Source organism: Natrialba hulunbeirensis JCM 10989 (genome assembly GCF_000337575.1).
GTDB lineage: Archaea > Halobacteriota > Halobacteria > Halobacteriales > Natrialbaceae > Natrialba > Natrialba hulunbeirensis.
Genome location: NZ_AOIM01000003.1, coordinates 1 through 16,542, shown reverse-complemented (window position 1 = coordinate 16,542; position 16,542 = coordinate 1). Strand labels below are relative to the sequence as shown.

16 protein-coding genes, 1 pseudogene and 1 CRISPR repeat array are annotated in these 16,542 nt (G+C 54.0%); of the genes and pseudogenes, 7 read left to right on the top strand and 10 right to left on the bottom strand.

Annotated features, from left to right (window positions below; all coding sequences use genetic code 11):
- From C483_RS00485 to paaK, 3 genes are all read left to right on the top strand, one after another.
- Window positions 1-552, top strand: a 552-nt coding sequence (locus tag C483_RS00485) for a zinc ribbon domain-containing protein (RefSeq protein ID WP_006651381.1), incomplete at its 5' end; no start/stop codon positions are given.
- Window positions 553-690: 138 nt separating this feature from the next.
- Window positions 691-1,827 carry a thiolase family protein gene (locus C483_RS00480; RefSeq protein WP_006651380.1) on the top strand — a complete coding sequence of 379 codons (1,137 nt, stop codon included), beginning with the start codon at window positions 691-693 and terminating at the stop codon, window positions 1,825-1,827.
- Between the two features lie 372 nt (window positions 1,828-2,199).
- Entirely contained in the window at window positions 2,200-3,486 is a 1,287-nt protein-coding gene (gene paaK, locus C483_RS00475; protein ID WP_006651379.1) for a phenylacetate--CoA ligase PaaK, read from the top strand.
- A gap of 152 nt (window positions 3,487-3,638) precedes the next feature.
- On the opposite strand, the gene paaI is transcribed toward paaK, so the two are convergent.
- Window positions 3,639-4,034 (bottom strand): hydroxyphenylacetyl-CoA thioesterase PaaI, encoded by a 396-nt coding sequence (gene paaI, locus C483_RS00470; protein ID WP_049912348.1) that lies wholly within the window; start codon window positions 4,032-4,034, stop codon window positions 3,639-3,641.
- A 298-nt stretch (window positions 4,035-4,332) separates the two neighbouring features.
- Between paaI and paaA the strand changes: the two genes are divergently transcribed.
- From paaA to paaD, 4 genes are read left to right on the top strand one after another with little or no spacing between them, the layout of a single operon-like run.
- Entirely contained in the window at window positions 4,333-5,274 is a 942-nt protein-coding gene (paaA, locus tag C483_RS00465) for a 1,2-phenylacetyl-CoA epoxidase subunit PaaA (protein WP_006651377.1), read from the top strand.
- 2 nt (window positions 5,275-5,276) lie between these two features.
- Entirely contained in the window at window positions 5,277-5,594 is a 318-nt protein-coding gene (paaB, locus tag C483_RS00460; RefSeq protein ID WP_006651376.1) for a 1,2-phenylacetyl-CoA epoxidase subunit PaaB, read from the top strand.
- Window positions 5,594-6,466, top strand: a complete 873-nt coding sequence (gene paaC / locus C483_RS00455; protein ID WP_006651375.1) for a 1,2-phenylacetyl-CoA epoxidase subunit PaaC — start codon at window positions 5,594-5,596, stop codon at window positions 6,464-6,466. The genes paaB and paaC overlap by 1 nt, the downstream gene beginning before the upstream one ends.
- On the top strand, window positions 6,456-6,869 hold the full coding sequence (gene paaD, locus C483_RS00450; RefSeq protein WP_006651374.1) for a 1,2-phenylacetyl-CoA epoxidase subunit PaaD: 414 nt from the start codon (window positions 6,456-6,458) through the stop codon (window positions 6,867-6,869). The genes paaC and paaD overlap by 11 nt, the downstream gene beginning before the upstream one ends.
- 839 nt (window positions 6,870-7,708) lie before the next feature.
- Here the strand turns inward: paaD and C483_RS00445 are convergent.
- From C483_RS00445 to cas7d, 9 genes and pseudogenes are all read right to left on the bottom strand, one after another.
- Window positions 7,709-8,113, bottom strand: a pseudogene (locus C483_RS00445) (site-specific integrase); the annotation flags it as partial.
- Window position 8,114: 1 nt separating this feature from the next.
- The gene (locus C483_RS20300; RefSeq protein WP_006651372.1) at window positions 8,115-8,789 is read right to left on the bottom strand and encodes a hypothetical protein; all 675 of its coding nucleotides are present in this window, start codon (window positions 8,787-8,789) and stop codon (window positions 8,115-8,117) included.
- The gene (locus tag C483_RS00435) at window positions 8,782-9,903 is read right to left on the bottom strand and encodes a tyrosine-type recombinase/integrase (protein WP_006651371.1); all 1,122 of its coding nucleotides are present in this window, start codon (window positions 9,901-9,903) and stop codon (window positions 8,782-8,784) included. The genes C483_RS20300 and C483_RS00435 overlap by 8 nt, the downstream gene beginning before the upstream one ends.
- A gap of 230 nt (window positions 9,904-10,133) precedes the next feature.
- Window positions 10,134-10,904: a CRISPR direct-repeat array (repeat unit 37 nt; unit sequence GTTTCAATCCCGTGCTGGGTTTTCTGTCCGTTGCGAC).
- A gap of 131 nt (window positions 10,905-11,035) precedes the next feature.
- Window positions 11,036-11,308 (bottom strand): CRISPR-associated endonuclease Cas2, encoded by a 273-nt coding sequence (gene cas2 / locus C483_RS00430; protein ID WP_006651370.1) that lies wholly within the window; start codon window positions 11,306-11,308, stop codon window positions 11,036-11,038.
- A gap of 2 nt (window positions 11,309-11,310) precedes the next feature.
- Window positions 11,311-12,306: a CRISPR-associated endonuclease Cas1 gene (gene cas1, locus C483_RS00425; protein WP_049912347.1), complete on the bottom strand. Its 996-nt coding sequence runs from the start codon at window positions 12,304-12,306 to the stop codon at window positions 11,311-11,313.
- Window positions 12,303-12,896, bottom strand: a complete 594-nt coding sequence (cas4, locus tag C483_RS00420) for a CRISPR-associated protein Cas4 (RefSeq protein WP_006651368.1) — start codon at window positions 12,894-12,896, stop codon at window positions 12,303-12,305. Before cas4 ends, cas1 begins: the two co-directional genes overlap by 4 nt.
- Window positions 12,893-14,791: a type I-D CRISPR-associated helicase Cas3' gene (gene cas3 / locus C483_RS00415; RefSeq protein WP_006651367.1), complete on the bottom strand. Its 1,899-nt coding sequence runs from the start codon at window positions 14,789-14,791 to the stop codon at window positions 12,893-12,895. Before cas3 ends, cas4 begins: the two co-directional genes overlap by 4 nt.
- Window positions 14,791-15,492: a hypothetical protein gene (locus tag C483_RS00410; RefSeq protein WP_006651366.1), complete on the bottom strand. Its 702-nt coding sequence runs from the start codon at window positions 15,490-15,492 to the stop codon at window positions 14,791-14,793. Before C483_RS00410 ends, cas3 begins: the two co-directional genes overlap by 1 nt.
- Window positions 15,485-16,489, bottom strand: a complete 1,005-nt coding sequence (gene cas7d, locus C483_RS00405; RefSeq protein WP_206537391.1) for a type I-D CRISPR-associated protein Cas7/Csc2 — start codon at window positions 16,487-16,489, stop codon at window positions 15,485-15,487. The genes C483_RS00410 and cas7d overlap by 8 nt, the downstream gene beginning before the upstream one ends.
- Window positions 16,490-16,542: the final 53 nt, after the last annotated feature.

The following is a 16,542-nucleotide window of genomic DNA, read 5'->3' as shown; positions in this document are numbered from 1 at the left end:
CGAGCAGAGTACGACACCGAGGGTGAAAATGGGCCGTCACAGAAGTCGATGTGGGCACGTCGAACACTCGCTGACCGCGAAACCCATTTCTACCACGTTCTCACGGACACCATCATCACGGAGTGTATCGAACGAAACGTCGGGACGCTCGCAGTGAGTTGGCCCGAAGACGTGCGTGAGTCGGACTGGGGCAAGACGGGGAACAAGAAGCTACACACGTGGGCGTTCGACCGCATCTACCAGTACCTCGCGTACAAAGGCGAAGTGCGAGGGGTCGAGGTAGTGAAAGAAAACGAGTGGGATACGTCGAAGACGTGTTCACGATGTGGCGACGATACGATGTCGAATCGCGTTGAACGTGGCCTGTACGTCTGCTCGTCGTGCGAGTTGGTGGCCAACGCGGATTGTAATGGGGCGGAGAATATGCGCCAGAAGATAACTCCGAGTCCTCACGGCGAGGATAGGAGTAACGGCTGTGTGGCTCAGCCATCGACACACCTGTTCGACCGCGAGAGCGGGACGTTTCACACGAGAGAGCAGGTCGTGTCGTAAACCGGCAAATATCCCACCTGCGGTACGGGAAGCCGCGCCCTTTAGGGCGCGGAGGATGTCACTCTCGGAACTGCCGTTCGTGAGCAAGACACGCGGGGAGCCGAAAGCTTAACCCAGAACCGTTCAATCTATCAGGCGATGACGCAAGCTGAGGCTGTACTCGTTGATGCAGTGCGAACACCACAGACCCAGAAGAACGGAGCGTTCAAAGACGTTCACTCCGAAGATTTAGTTGGAGCCGTTCTTGAGGCACTGGTCGAACGGACCGGCGTTCCGGCAAAAGAGTGGGACGACTTCCGACTCGGTTGTGCAAATCAGGAGAATGAGCAGGGTCGGAATCTTGCTCGCCAGGCGTTGCTCGCCGGCGGGTTCCCTGAGACAGTGCCCGGAGCAACGACAAACCGCCTCTGTGGGTCTTCGCTGACAGCGCTCGTCGACGCCGTCCGCGCGATTGAAACGGGCGACGGTGACGTCTACCCAATTGCTGGAGTCGAACACATGAGCCGAGTCCCATTTTCGAGTTGGCTCCATCCTGACATCGAGGATCACTACGATGCCGACGCTCTTCCTATGGGTGCGACTGCCGAACGCGTCGCCCGAAGGTTCGATGTCAGCCGTGAGGACCAAGACAAGTTCGCACTTCGTTCTCATGAGCGTTCGCTCGAAGCCTGGAAACAGGGACGGTTCGACGACGAGGTCGTTCCCATCGAAACCAAAGACAGCGTTGTCGATCGCGACCAAGGACCGCGACCGGAGACCGACCTCGAGACCCTGTCCGATCTTCCGACGGTCTTTGCCGACGACGACGCAGCGACGGTCACTCCTGGAAACGCATCGCCGCTAACCGACGGTGCAGCCGGACTGTTGATTACCAGCGCCGAGTACGCCGACCAACACGGCCTTGAAATTCTCGCCCGCGTACGATCACGCAGTGTGGCCGGCGTCGATCCCACTGTGATGGGTATCGGTCCTGTTCCCGCGACACGCATGGCACTCGAGGAAGCGGACCTCACCGTTGGTGACCTCGATCTCGTCGAGCTCAACGAGGCCTTCGCATCCCAGAGTCTGCACTGCAAACGCGAACTCGGTATTGACGATGAGAAGCTGAATGTCAACGGTGGGGCGATCGCACTTGGTCATCCTCTTGGCTGCTCAGGTGCGCGCATCGTGACGACCCTACTGCACGAACTGAGACGTCGAGATGGCCAGTACGGTCTCGCGACGATGTGTGTTGGATTCGGCCAAGGCGTGGCCACGATCTTCGAGCGCCCCTAGTAACGTCTCCCCCATCTCGTCAGAAAATCGATTGTAGCAACTCTTCTCGCGGGAACTGCGTCCTAAAGCAATAGCGAGCCACAGCTTCCTGTATATAGAGTCGACAAGTCCCTGCCTTAGTATGGGCGCCGATCTCGACATTCTGTCCGCACTCGTCACGACGTTCGTCGGTATGGAAACGGTTTCGTGACATCTCTCGAGGTACCGTCCATGGGACGTGAACACCCTACATATTCAGTTATGTTGTGAGCGAGTACAGAGTTTCGAAGCAGGCGTGCAGGGAATGTGAACTCGTTACAAAACGTGGTAGGTACCCATGGTGTGGGATACCACATGATTTTTACTCCCCCCCTACAGAGAGGTAGACGAGGAATGGTTTACAAAGACATAGAGACTGCCTCTCGTGAAGAGCTACGGGAACTGCAGAACGAACGACTCCGTGAAACGGTACAGAATGCGTACGAAAACGTCGACTACTATCGTGAGGTGCTCGAAGAAGCAGATGTCTCACCAGAAGATATCGAGACAGTTGATGACATCGCGAACCTGCCGTTCACTACGAAAGAAGACTTTCGCGATGAGTACCCTGACGGGCTTTTTGCTGTCGATGACGAAGAGATCATTCGGATCCACGCTTCCTCGGGAACGACGGGCAAGCCAAAAATAGTCTCCTATACCGAAAGCGACCTCGAAGTCTGGAAAGAAGTCGTCGTACGTAGTCTCTCAGCCGCAGGGCTCGAAGCGGGCGACACGGTCCAGAACGCCTACGGCTACGGGCTCTTCACGGGTGGCCTTGGCCTCCACCACGGAATCGAAGAGCTCGGTGCAACGGTGATTCCGATCGGCGGCGGCAACACGCAGCGACAGGTGGAGATGCTCAAAGACCTGGAGAGCGATGCGATTTCCTGTACACCTTCCTACGCGCTGTATCTCGCCGAGACCGCCCAAGAGATGGGTATCGACATTAGGGATCTTCCCCTGCGTGTAGTCATCTTTGGTGCGGAGCCCTGTACTGAGCCAATGCGTGAGGAGATCGAAGAGCGCCTTGGCGTCACGGGGATTGATATCTACGGACTATCGGAAATCATCGGTCCCGGCGTCTCGAACGAGTGTCACGAGATTCAGGATGGACTGCACATCTGGGAAGATCGATTCTATCCGGAGGTCGTCGATCCAGAATCAGGAGAAACACTCCCAGAGGGTGAAGAAGGTGAACTCGTACTTACGACACTCTCGAAAGAGGCTCTCCCAGTACTTCGCTACCGTACCGGTGATCTGACATCACTCACCTACGAGGAATGCGAGTGTGGCCGGACAATGGTCCGGATGGACAACGTGACGGGACGCGCCGACGATTTGCTCATCGTCCGTGGCGTTAACTTCTATCCTAGCGAAATCGAGGATGTCGTCCTTGAGTTCGATGCGGTTGCACCGTACTATCGCATTGATCTTTACCGCGAGGACAACTTAGACCGAATGGAACTCACCATTGAGCGTGAGGATGAGTTTAGCGGCGATCTCGAGACCCTGCGGGATCGTGTCCTCACTCGACTATCGAACGTGCTCTCGTTTACACCGGACGAACTGACGATCACCGACCCTGGTGGCATCGAGCGAACTGAGACCGGGAAGGTCAAGCGAGTCTTCGATCACCGTTGACGAGACGCTGGTAACACTCTGTTTTGACGGCTACATTACCGACCGAAAAGCCCTACAGGTACCCATAGGGATGTCGGCAGCGATAGGACGAAAGAAGAGATGGTGTTGGATGTGTGTCCCACGGTCAACGTGACTAACCTTACAAGCAGGAATCACCCAAGACGGTAGACACGTCCGCGGAACGTGGCAATCCGTTCGTCCTCCTCGTCGGTGAGGACAACCTCGTATTCGGCAGTTCGGTTCCCGACGTGGGTTTCTTTGGCCGTAGCGGTGAGAACACAGCCGACGTCGACGGCTTCTAAATACGAAATGTTCGTCTCGAGTGCGACCGCCGTGTCACCACGGGAGTTTGAGGCTGCTGCGAACGCTGCGTCTGCAAGCGAATACACAGCCCCTCCATGAGGAGTGCCGTGAAAATTTTGTAGATCCTCAGTCACTCTCAGCGTTGTGCGTGCATAGCCGGACTCAAGCGCAACGAGTTGGATGCCGAGCGTTTCACAGTACGGGTCGTTTTCAATCCGTTCTCTTACGTCATCAGGAGTGCCCATACCAAATTACAACTGGCTAAGAGATAATGAAGGTACTGGACCACAATTTTTGACATGTGCTGATGCTTGCTCACCAAAATACTGGCTACGGAGTTCAATACCCTCACACGGGACTGCGTTTTTAGGACGCTATTGCTGCTTTTGAGCTACGTTCCAAAGGGTAGTTTCATTCTACACTTGGTCATGTGATAGATCCAACACACATACTGTCGGATGTTCACACCCAACACATATTGTACTTAAAGCCCCGTCATATACGGGTATACCTCTATCAATCAAAACACCCTGAACTATGGTAATGAACGTCGGAGCAGTCAAAGAACGTGCGGGACCGCGGGAGTTTAGTCCTGCAGACGATCTCCCACAGGAATATCGGGAGGCGGCAACTCGGATGATCGAGTTCCATGCCAACAGCGAGATTATGGGCGCGTACCTCGAGCGGCCGTTCATCCGGCAGGCGCCTAGCATCGACCGAAAGCTGGCGTTCTCAGCAAAGGTCCAAGACGAAATTGGCCATGGTCAGTTGCTCTATCGTGCCGCAGAGTCACTTGGCGTCAAAACCCGTGAGGAAATGCTCGACGACCTTGCTAACGGCGACGGCAAGTTCCTCAACTGCTTCCACTATCCGCTTAAGAGTTGGGTCGAGGTGCCGATGATCTCGTTCTTCGTCGACGGTGCAGCGATGCGCCGGCAGGCAACACTACGACGGACCAGCTGGGAGCCCTACGCCCACGCGATGGACAAGGTGTGCTTCGAGGAGGGGTTCCACGTCAAACACGGCGAGGACATCCTCAAGGAACTGATGACCGGTTCGCAGAAGGAACAGCAGATGACCCAGGAAGCGTTCGAGGAGTGGTGGCCCCGCATTATCCAGTTCTTTGGACCGACCGACGACGACAGCACTCACCACGATTTCGCCTCGTCCGTAGGACTCAAACAGAAGTCCAACGACGACCTCCGAAACGCCTTCCTCGATCAGTACATCCCGAAGGCCGAAAAGTACGGCCTCGAGATTCCCGACGAGCCACGCATTCGCGAGCGCGACGACGGCACCTACAAGGTCGAAGAAGGGGATCTGGACTGGGACGAGTTCTTCACAATCGCGAAGAACGAATACGAACCCGGCGTCGGCCAGATTAACGGTCGAAAACATGCCCAGGAGGCTGTCCAATGGGTTCGCGATACAATCGAAACGGATACCACCGCTGCCAGCGGCCACGCGCCGCAGGCGGCTGACTAACCATGATCTGGGAAGTGTTCCGCCAGGAGAAGACGGGTGGCTACCACACCCACTGTGGCAACGTTCATGCTCCCGACCGTGAGATGGCCCAGCAGTACGCGGCCATCCAACACGGTCGGCGAAAACCCACCAACAGCATCTGGGTCGTTCCAAGAGACGAAATCGGCGAGATCAACGATGACGAGGTTGCGTTCGGCGGCACGACCGACCGGAGCTACCGCTGGGCGACCGCCTACAACACCACCGGCGAGGACGCCAGCGAGGTCGTTGAATCCGAGGATGAACAGGCCGACGCCGAGAAGAGACGAGGTGAGGCCTGATGGCGGCTACGTTCGAGAATCCAGCCGATCTCGAGGAACGCGAGCAGATGGCATTGAGTACGCTGTTGAAACGCCTTGGCGACGACGAGTTCGTGCTGGCCGAGAGATATACTGAGTGGCAGGTCCGAGCACCCAGCCTCGAGTCGGACCTCGCACTGGCGAACAACGCCCAAGACGAACTCGGTCACGCTCGACTCTGGTACGATGTACTCGAGGACCTTGGCTTCAAGGAACGGAGTCTCGTATTCGAGCGCGAACCATCAGACTTCCGGCACAGTACGCTCGTTGAGCTCCCGTTTGAGGAGGGCAACTGGGCCGATCCGATCCTCCGGTCGTATCTATACGACGTCGCCGAGGAACTCCGGCTCGAGGCGCTCGAGGATTCCACACACCCTAAGATTGCAGACCGCGTCAGAAAGATCCAGAGTGAAGAGAGATATCATCTCGAACACGCTCAGAGCTGGATGGAACGTCTCGCTGACGGCGACGAAGGTCACGAGCGTCTACAAGACGTGCTCGACCGGCTGTTTCCGCATGCCCTCACACTCTTCGAACCGGTCGATTCCGATGTCGAAGCCGATATCGTTGACCTCGGCTTGCGAGATGCCACGCTTGAGGAACTGCGCGAAGAGTGGCTATCAGTCATTGTGCCGTATCTCGAGTCGCTTGACCTCGAGATCCCTGAGATTGACCAAACGGATGATGACAAGTTAGAAGTTGCAGTCGATCAAGAGATGCTTCCCGATGAACGCGGTCGTGACGGCGGCCACACTGACGCGTGGTTCGACCTCTACGACGAGTTCACCCGCACCTACCGCGAACTCGGACGCAGCGAGACAACCAAAATCATGGAGAAACCAAATGAGCAGTGATATTTCAGAGACAGATGCCACACCCTGTGCGTACACTGACTACCGCAAGGGTGAGCAGGCAAACAGTCTCACCGAAACCGGCGACGATGCAACCGGTCTTGAGGCTGCTGTATGGAACACTCTCTACGAAATCGAGGATCCCGAGATGCCAATTAGCATCGTCGATCTAGGGTTACTATACGGTGTCAGTGTCCAAGACGGAGTTGCACACGTCGAAATGACGCTCACGTATTCCGGTTGTCCGGCTCGAGATATGCTCACGGAACAGGTTGAGGAAGCGGTCGCTGCAGTTGAGGGTGTCAAGGACATTGAACTGCAACTCGTCTGGAGCCCAGAGTGGACAACAGAGAGAGTCACTGAGCAAGGGAAAGAGGATCTAAGGGAGTTTGGCCTTAGTGTCTGACATGGACGGGTGAGACCCACCTAGTATTTCCGCTCAACAGAGACGGGAAGCATTCCTTGGTCAGGCAGGAGTATGGTTTACAGAGGTACTGCTGTAAAAACCATGCGACTAACAAGTTAAAGAGGGAACTCTTCGGAAGCAGATCGTTGTCATCGAGAGATCAGTGGGATCATTGCAAGGATTGTAGACGAACATTCAATGATAAGATCAACTATGTCTTCGCGCATGTAAGCAGGGTCCCCAACAACCGCTTATTCATGCTCTACTCAGTTAGGCGTTAGAAATAGTTACTCACGCTCTTCCAGAGATCCAATCGGTAGCTGTATCAATCGGTGTTGGAAGGTCGCTAAGTGGGTCAAAGGCCGGGTGCAGAGTGCTGCTTGGAGTTGTCGTCAGCACTCTTCAACTGGGTTTAGCTCTGATGTTTCTTCGAACCTTGCTAATCTTTCTCTGAGAAGGTTCTATCCCTCTCGGATCGATGAGCATCAGTAACGGCCTACTCAAAGGACTCGTCAGTGTTGAGTCGCTTGAGGTGACTGCGGATTGTTCGTTGGCCGATGTCGTGCTACTTGGCAAGTTTAGTTTGCATGACGGCATGTTTGTATACTATTGCCGCTAACAACCGGTGTCAGCTTCCTTCCCTCGAGGTTGTCGAGTACCCCGTGAAGTTCTTCGACGGAGATTTCGTCAAATAGCTTTGACGATAGTAACCGTATATGGGTAAAGACTTCTAACAGGTATGTGGACCGCTCATGCGATCCCTCGCTACCGGTCGGACGAACCCAAAACCAGACCGGCATGATCACACCCCATCAGGAATCAGACAACGAAATTAGCCATCATTCTTCAAACGCCTCTGCAAGCTGTTCTCGCATGATCTCACGCCGATGTTCCCGCCGTTCGGCTTCTGAGAGGTAGTTTTTCAGAACGACGCTCGCGTCAGAACTGCCCTGCTCCGCAGCGATTACGTCCAGACTTGCGAGGAGTTCTTTCTGCGAGACGAGATACGTCGTATACCAGAACCGCCGGCCCATTTTCGAGGTCGGCAGTTCACCCCGCACCCGGACACCAGCACGATCGGCAATCCGTTGGAACCGCGCCTGTATCGTCTCACCGACGACGTGGCCGCTCTCGGATTGTGCCGAAGGGAACAAATAGCCACTCCACTCGCGGTCGCGAGCACCAAGCGCATCAATCCGATCGGTCAGCGTTTCACGGCCGTAGATCAACCTGACCGTACCCGGCCTACTCGTTGTGTTCAAGACATTTATTCTCAAGTTGGTTGGGAATGCGGACAGAGGCCTCGTGAAAGAAATAGACGTGTCGTATCTCCCCGCGGAACCGGAAATCGGACGCATCTTTATACGGGATTACAACGACCGAATCAATGGAGGGAGACTGACATGCTTCATACACCTTTCTCGCTGGCGTATCTCCGACTTCAACGTACGTATTGCAATCAGTACAATCGCAAGCCACGTCAGCAACACCTGGACTATACGGAACCTCAAACCAGAAGGGATCGTACACCCACTCGCGGTTGTGTCCTGAAGTCCCGTCGTGCGACCAATTCTTGACTGTCTCCATTTCATGTCCGGTACGGTCTAAGAATCCTGCGGCGAGTATCTTAAGGTGTTTATGAAGGTCCGATTCATTGTTCTCGGTGACATTCTGGTGGTCGCCCACCCAAATTTTCGGAAGGTACGTTTGATAGATAACCCGCGTTACTTCCCAACCCTCTATGTCGAGGATTTGCTCGAGTTTAGAGGTGAATCGCTGGTTTCCGATATTACTGAAAGCACCCCAATGCGAATTAAATGCGGGCGATAACTTGTCCAACTCGATAGAAGACACATCGAGAATCTTTGTCTCGACAGGATCATCCGGTTCGTTTCGTGTCTTTATTTTTCGCTCATTCATCGTCGAATACCGCCGTATTGTCTTTGGCCAACTCGCTCGCTTCGATATGTGAGTACATCTCCGAAGTCGTCTGTGGGTCGGCGTGGCGCAACGTGCGTTGTGCCGCGGCGGCCCCGCGCTCACGATAGAGTTTCTCGCCGACACCACGGCGGGCTCCGTGCAGCGTGAGATAGTCTTTCGGCGAGTCGTCGAGCGGTACGTCAGCCTTGTCAGACAGGCGCTTCAACAGCGTGCGAGCGCCAGAGGTACTCATTGACGGCGGTTCGATGCCGGTTTCAAGGACATACTCCCACGGGTCGCCGTCCGGTTTCTCGTGTCCCGCGGCGTCGATTGCTTTGTACAACGACGGTGGGTGCCGAGAAGGGAACACGGGCCAACCCTCTGCCGGTGGGTCAAGAATCGTTTCGAGGCGGCGCAAGGGTTCGACCGCTTGGTCAGGCAGTGGCGTCTGTTCTGTCTGCTGGCTCTTGCCGAGGACCGTTATCACGCCGTCGTCGAGATGGACGTTGTGCCAGCGGAGTCCGTTGCGTCGGTCGTCCCGATAGTCTGCGAGTACTTCGGCGCCACGGACACCCGTGTAGGCGAGCAGGGTCACGAGTGCGCGGTCGCGGACCTCCTCGAGTGCGTCGACCCCACGCTCGTCGATTGCCGTGCGCGCACGGTTGTCAACATAGCTGACGAGCGCCTGACGCTGGTCGGGCGACCAGAACTGACGTTCCGAATCGCTACTCGAAGGCCGCGGCGGGAGTTCATCTTTCGCAACGGCCTTTTCAGCCGGATTCTCGGCGAGGTAATCCCATTTGACAGCCCAACTCAAGAACGCCGACACCTGGTTGTAGTACGTCCACGCCGTCGATGCTGCTATCCCGCCGTCGACGGCGTCGGACTGTCCCGCGTCGACGCGCCGGTCGAGGTGGCTGGCGTAGTGTCCCATCGTGCGTTTCGTGACGGACTCGAGTGTCCGCACGTCCCGGTCGGCACAGTAAGTGATCCACTGGCCGACGACGCGCTCTAGGTTCGTCGCGTAGTTGCCGGACTTGCTCTCGAGGAACTCCGCGAGGGCGTCCTCGAGTGGTTTTCCCTGGGGTGTAGGCCCCGAATTGCTGTGTTCCATCGACTCGGCTTACCAGACGGCGCGGCCCCTAGTAAATCCACCGCACATTATTGGTCTAATGTGTAGTGTGATTAGACGTAAACAGTATCGCTCGTAACTGAGTGTTTCAAGAGCTATACCATCAGAATTGTTGCTGCTTCTGTTTTAGTAAAGTTCGTATCGCTATACAAATCTGTGTTTTGTCCGTTGCGACGTGAGTGGCTGCAGGAGCACCACGAGGCCGCCGACCCGTTTCAATCCCGTGCTGGGTTTTCTGTCCGTTGCGACCCGGCTACATGGACCGAGGCGAAAGCGTCGACGTAATGTTTCAATCCCGTGCTGGGTTTTCTGTCCGTTGCGACGTGTCCACTTCGCCATGTACTGCACATATATTCGTCAGTTTCAATCCCGTGCTGGGTTTTCTGTCCGTTGCGACAGCGGCCGGTCGCGCTCGATCGCCTGCTCGAGGTGTTTCAATCCCGTGCTGGGTTTTCTGTCCGTTGCGACCAAGCGCACGCCCTGGCCGGCCGCTGGTCGCAGAGTTTCAATCCCGTGCTGGGTTTTCTGTCCGTTGCGACTTCCCGAGTTCGAGTCGGCTGTTGACCGAGACGAGCTGTTTCAATCCCGTGCTGGGTTTTCTGTCCGTTGCGACACGTAGGTCGCCGCTAGGCCAATCGGACCGGTGATCGAGTTTCAATCCCGTGCTGGGTTTTCTGTCCGTTGCGACCGGGATTGCGACCGTTCTGGATGCAACGACGGAGACGTTTCAATCCCGTGCTGGGTTTTCTGTCCGTTGCGACGTTTTCGACGACGAACTAGAGCCGTTCTTTATCACAGTTTCAATCCCGTGCTGGGTTTTCTGTCCGTTGCGACCCCGATGTAGATTGAGCCCGTTTCACTCATACTCACTGTTTCAATCCCGTGCTGGGTTTTCTGTCCGTTGCGACCAGTTTTCAGTACACCATGAGTACCGACAACAACACAGGTTTCAATCCCGTGCTGGGTTTTCTGTCCGTTGCGACAGGGGGTCGATATACGGCTATAGAGCTAATAAACGTTTCTTGTGCCCTGAATTCCGCGACTATGTTCGTCGACTACTGCTGTACACACGATTTATAAAGGTCGATGAAACTGCCATACAGAACCAAACAAATCAAATGACGTTCGACTGCTCATCAGGCTGTGAATCACCAAGGTCCTCAATCGCGCCAACACACGATTCACAAAGTCGGTAGATCCGAATTCGGTCACCGTCGGACGGCTCAATGTGTGATTCAAGTTCGTCTTCTAACTCGACGCGATCGGTCTTCGAAATCTCCAGTTCGAATACGCTGTACTGCTTCCAAGCACCGTAGCGCTCGAGCGTCCGATACACTCGTCGCCGGTTCGAGTCGTTGCTAACGTCGTAGGTGATTGCGAGACGCATTGTTATCTGTCGAACGTAAGTGCGTGATACTCGTCCATCTCCCCTGTAATTGCCTTCCGGAGGAGGATCGATTGTTGCCGGATGGCCTTCCGTCGCGAAACTGTATATCCGAAGTGGGGATGAGTAAATTCCTCTTGCATGTATTCGTCGAACTTCGAAAGATATGTTTTGAAGGCATCGTCGCCTAATCGGTTATCCTTCCGAAAGTTATCGTGAGTCACGACTCCCCGATTGACGAGTCGCGTAACGAACGCATCGCAAAAGATCGGACGAAACTCTTCTTGGAGATCGAGTGCTAACGACGGGCGACCATGGCGATCAGCATGAAGTACACCGAGGAATGGGTCAAGATTGTACTGTCGTAAGGCAGCCAGTACCTCGTTTTTCATGAAGACGTACGTAAGCGAGAGCAGTGAGTTGATGTGATCTTCCGGCGGGCGCTTCGTCCGCTTCTCGAACGTCCACCCGTCGGTGAGCGTCTCGTCCAGTCTTGCAAAATACCGCTCGGCTGCTTCACCTTCGATTCCCCGGAGATCGTCCTTGTTCTGGGCGCCCCCAACCTTAATTCCCAAGTCCTTCAACACGTCAGTTCCGTGGACGCCCTTCCGTGAGAGTAGTGTGCGTGCGTTCCGAACCTTGCCGGCAATCATGGCCTTTGCAATTTCGAGTTCTTCTTCTCTCGAGAGGGCGTACTGCGCCCGCCTGACTTCCGCAATCGTGTTCTTCTCTGGAACAAAGCTACCACGGTACTTTCCGTGTTGAGTGAAGTAGTTCAGGACAATCCCGTGTTCGTTGGCCTTCGCGACGAATGGCGTCGAGAAGTTCACTCCACCGAAGACGTTGATCGTATCGATCTTGCCCATCGGTCGCGACGCAAGTTCTCCCTCGTCACCATCAACGTCCCAGACGAGGATCCGACCACCATCGACGCGAATCTGTGCGCCTTGTTTCGTTACGAAGAGGACGGCCTCGTCGTACATTCCTTCTGATTCCTTCATATCTGATCCTCCCAGCCAGTGCCGGCAACTTTCTCAGGTTCGAGGCGTGCTGTTTCTTCGGGCATGCAATACTCCCTAGCGGAACAGGCCTCGCACTTCTTCGGGTTGTCTGTGAATGGTGGAATATTTTCGACACTCATGGACTGAATTGCCTCAATTTGTTTTCGAACCGTCTCTCGCTGATCTGCTGTAATTGGAATGTGCATTCGTTGATCCGTCTCGTATAGATAGATCGCCCCCTCTCGAACAGATTCGTTCAAGTGATCCTCAAGAAGCATACAGTAGCCCGCAAGCTGTATCTCGTCACTCTTGTAATAGTCACCACTCTCGGCCCGCTTTCGCTCTACTGGAACAACACGGTCGTCCTCAAGGTCAAGGATATCGATCTTCCCTTTCAGTCCGATAGCCTCGGATTCGAGATAGAGTTCGTTCAACCAGTCACCTCGGATAGACTGATTTTCGTGTTTGGTCTTTCCTTCGATCCGCTCATAGTTTTTCCCTTGCGTGTTATAGAAATGCAGATACCAGTACCGACGTGGGCAGTATGAATACTGGTTTAGGTCAGAGACATTGATCAACTCGGAAGTCATCTTGATCGAAGGCGGGTATTGATCACTGGTGGACCGGAACTGTCGTTCTCAATGTCAATTTCGTACTCGGAAGTAGTAATCTGACTTGGAACGATAGCATCAACGATACGGATAATCTGAAAGAAGCGATGTAAAAGGTCACCGCTAACCTCGAATTGGTTATTGAGTGTTACCTGATCGATTCGACGGTGAATCTTTGTCTGGAGGAGGTCTTCAATTTCGTATGTTGGTTTGTCGTACTGTGTCGGCTCTGACTCGTACTCAGGTAGTCGGGCCGTGACTACTGAGAACGCATTGTCCTCACCTGGTTTCAAAACAAGAACATTATCGTCTTCTATTCGATCAATATCGTAATTTCGCAGTGTTGTTGTCAAATCGTACGTTGTCAATCCTATACGATCACCGCGTGGATACTTGACTGATGCCGACAATGATTGTCCACGAAGCCCCCGGAAGACATCGAAACAAGAGCGTGTAAAACGCAATAGCTTCGCTTCTTTATCCGAGGATTGATATTTTCCAGGGCTAAATCCATTCTTTATTTCGTCAATTTCGTCATCGACTGTTGCGATAAAGCCTCGCCATTGACTGTACTTTTCGATGTTCGATTCGAAATCCTCGCGAAGTTCTTGATTAAACCATCCCCAATTATCCTCTCGAACTGCAATCGCGTGCGCAGCGCGAAACCCAACGAGATCTGAGAGCCACCCATGGTCCATCTCTGATGGATCGAACCCTTCGTAGATTTGCCTCGCAAACATTGGGAAGTCAACATTGTCGCCCCAGGGTCCCTGTCCGAGTCCATAAACGTGAACCGTCGCTTCGGACTGACGACCGGCACGTCCGAATCGTTGCAGGAAGGCACTTGCATCAAACGGCTTTTCCATGTATAGAGTGGTCACGTCGTAGTCCAACCCCACTTCACCCTTGCTCGTCGTATTGAGGATATAGAAGTCCGTGTCGTCTAGGTTTGCCTGCTCATCGTTCGTGTCGAACCCGTTGTCCTTTGCGACGTGTTCGAAGACCCGAGGATATTCGGTATGCAGGAAGTCGTGGAAATCGTTGCTATCCTTTGCACTGTTGAACACGATGACAGTGTGTGGTTCGTCATAGCTGTCGATTGAATCAAGTTCTTCCTGTAACGCTGTGGCAATCTCATTTCGTTGTTCGATAATTCGCCGATCCTCGTGTCTAATGACATCTACTGATTGACGGAACTGGTCACCGTCGTCGACGTACTCCGCATCGATTTCGTAGACACTCAATCCGATTCGTTCCTCGAGAAACTCCACAAAGTCTTCGTTCGGAGTTGCTGATGCCAGCACGATCTTCGGATTGTGCTGACGTTCCTCGAGTATCTTTATCTGGAGCAGTAATCCACTCGCAGCGAGAGCGTCATAGAAGTGGAACTCGTCGTAGACGATTCCATCGAAGAAGTTGAAAAAGCGCATGACATCACCACCACGGTACATCGCCTGGACTGCAGCTTGGAGAATATCTGGGTTGGTGAGTACGACGTCGTGATCCGAAACATAGCTGTTTACGAACGCGAGAAGGTTTTCCGTCCGCTCGTGCCCGTGTCCCTCCAGAGAGTTCGCGTTAAGAACTGCGGTATTGATTCCCTCTGCTTCGAATCGGTCGCGTTGCTGGCGCAACAGCGCATTCGTCGGGTATACCAGCAACGTCATGTCTCGTGATTCGATGAGTTCATAGAAGGTTGCTGTCTTCCCTGCACCAGTGGGTGCGCGAATAACTGAGACAGGTTCAGCCTCATCCTCAATCCACTCGACAACTCTATTCTGGAAAGCTCGTGCCTGGTCAAACCCTTGCTTTTCGAGAGGTGGCTTCGGAGGTTCTGTTGCGAGAGATGCAGCCCTAACGGTGAATTGGTTCATCAGAGTACCTCCGGAAGGATACGGTCACGAACGAACTCAGGGTCCGCTCCAACGAAGTGCTGTAACCGTGGATCGTTCCCTCGTTCGAACGATTGACTCTGCTCCATCAACGCTGCAAGTAGTTCGTCCGAGAGATCATACACTTCTGAGAGGAGATATTTGTTCAGAACGAGTGTCTCGAGTTCAGCCAACGCTGCTCGAAACTCTCCGGTTTGTTTGATCCCCATACGGAAAAACGGTCGACGGGGGAGTTCCTCTTCACTCCAGACCGTAAATTCGAACGTTGATCCAGGCGATATGCCGACGTAGTTCCGAATCGTTTGATATGCTGCGCCTGAGTCCTCCAAGATGGAAGGGATAGACTTTGTTCCAGCAATTTGATTTGCGAGGTCCGTATCATTGGTCGTGAAATGCCGCTCGGAGCGATAATCCGTACTCCGAAACGTCCGCTCGTCGGTCTGAACGGCAATCGGACGCATATCCGTAACAAAAAACGGTGCCTCTTTGAGATGAGAGTAATCAGCCGACGTGGCGTCAGTCCCAAACTCTGCGTACCGTTTTTCCATTCCGAAGTATCGATAGCCGAGAGCGTGCATCAACGCTGTCGAGGAGAGCATTGGCTGGGTCCTAATTGCACGCCCCTCCGAGCTCGAGTAGAAGAGCGGGGCATACAGCGTCGCCTCGAACGTCTGTTCAATCATCACCAAGTAACTCGCCTTTTGCCTCCTCAGTCAAACTCGTAAACTCTTCTCGCAAGACATCATCGGCATCGTCTGCCTTTCGGGAAGCGACTGAAACCAATCGATCGAACCACTCTGGTGCGTCATCAGCACCGTCAAACCTACCGTAGACATCCCAATCCGAACGCCGTACACTGTCCACGTACGTTCCGATGCTGCCCTTGAGGTCTGCACCTTCACTATGGTACTCCATGAGGAGTTCACCGGTGGACAGCGACGTGTCGTGGTTGCCGAGTACGATCCCGAGTACAGTATTCCGAACGTTTCGGCCGGTTCGCGTCTCTCGTGCCCCATACTTTCCGGTGTTCAGAATGTTGTGAAGGGTGTATAACAACATAGGGCCAGTCGCTGCCTCCAGTGTAATGAAGTGAACCAGATCGTTACCTGGTTGAACCTTGACGAAATCGAAAAGCGCCTCAGATTGGTTGCCGTCAGCGTCGCGCATGGTCCCGGACTCGTAGACGGCGTTTCGAGTTTCCTTATTCATCAGATCGTACTCCTCAGTTGTATACGTGTACCCTTCCACCACTCGAGACTTGATTGCGAAGTCCTGATCGCCAGTCCCGGCGAGACCATACGTCATTGTTCCGACGTTCAGGGATTTCTCGAGGTCGACGGGTTCGTTATACGCGTACTCTTCGTGAACGAATTTGTCGTCCAACTCCCGTAGCAAATCCAGACCGGTGAGTCGCTCTTTGCTGGTGAACTTCTCGCCATTGACCTGTGCGTGAAGTTTGTCTCCAAACTCCTGCGTTTCTGCACGGTCGTGGTTGGAGTTGCGGAACAGCGTCGGTTCAGTTACATCACGCTTCACGACAAGCGTAACGGATGGTTTGCGTTTGCGGTAGATTCCGAACGATTCAACGAGGCCTTTGTCTGGATAGTCGAGCGTCATTATTGGTTTTGAAGTGTTTGGTCGTATGCGTAGTAGTACGAGTTGACGAGTGCGTCTTCCCAATCCGAGAGTTTCTTCAGATTGTAGAGCTGTCTCTTATACACATCTCTGAGCGG

Excerpts from the sequence above, each read along its gene's own strand:
- C483_RS00480 (WP_006651380.1), top strand. The coding sequence starts at position 691 with ATGACGCAAGCTGAGGCTGTACTCGTTGATGCAGTGCGAACACCACAG.
- paaK (WP_006651379.1), top strand. The coding sequence starts at position 2,200 with ATGGTTTACAAAGACATAGAGACTGCCTCTCGTGAAGAGCTACGGGAA.
- paaI (WP_049912348.1), bottom strand. The coding sequence starts at position 4,034 with ATGGGCACTCCTGATGACGTAAGAGAACGGATTGAAAACGACCCGTAC.
- paaA (WP_006651377.1), top strand. The coding sequence starts at position 4,333 with ATGAACGTCGGAGCAGTCAAAGAACGTGCGGGACCGCGGGAGTTTAGT.
- paaB (WP_006651376.1), top strand. The coding sequence starts at position 5,277 with ATGATCTGGGAAGTGTTCCGCCAGGAGAAGACGGGTGGCTACCACACC.
- paaC (WP_006651375.1), top strand. The coding sequence starts at position 5,594 with ATGGCGGCTACGTTCGAGAATCCAGCCGATCTCGAGGAACGCGAGCAG.
- paaD (WP_006651374.1), top strand. The coding sequence starts at position 6,456 with ATGAGCAGTGATATTTCAGAGACAGATGCCACACCCTGTGCGTACACT.
- C483_RS20300 (WP_006651372.1), bottom strand. The coding sequence starts at position 8,789 with ATGAATGAGCGAAAAATAAAGACACGAAACGAACCGGATGATCCTGTC.
- C483_RS00435 (WP_006651371.1), bottom strand. The coding sequence starts at position 9,903 with ATGGAACACAGCAATTCGGGGCCTACACCCCAGGGAAAACCACTCGAG.
- cas2 (WP_006651370.1), bottom strand. The coding sequence starts at position 11,308 with ATGCGTCTCGCAATCACCTACGACGTTAGCAACGACTCGAACCGGCGA.
- cas1 (WP_049912347.1), bottom strand. The coding sequence starts at position 12,306 with ATGAAGGAATCAGAAGGAATGTACGACGAGGCCGTCCTCTTCGTAACG.
- cas4 (WP_006651368.1), bottom strand. The coding sequence starts at position 12,896 with ATGACTTCCGAGTTGATCAATGTCTCTGACCTAAACCAGTATTCATAC.
- cas3 (WP_006651367.1), bottom strand. The coding sequence starts at position 14,791 with ATGAACCAATTCACCGTTAGGGCTGCATCTCTCGCAACAGAACCTCCG.
- C483_RS00410 (WP_006651366.1), bottom strand. The coding sequence starts at position 15,492 with ATGATTGAACAGACGTTCGAGGCGACGCTGTATGCCCCGCTCTTCTAC.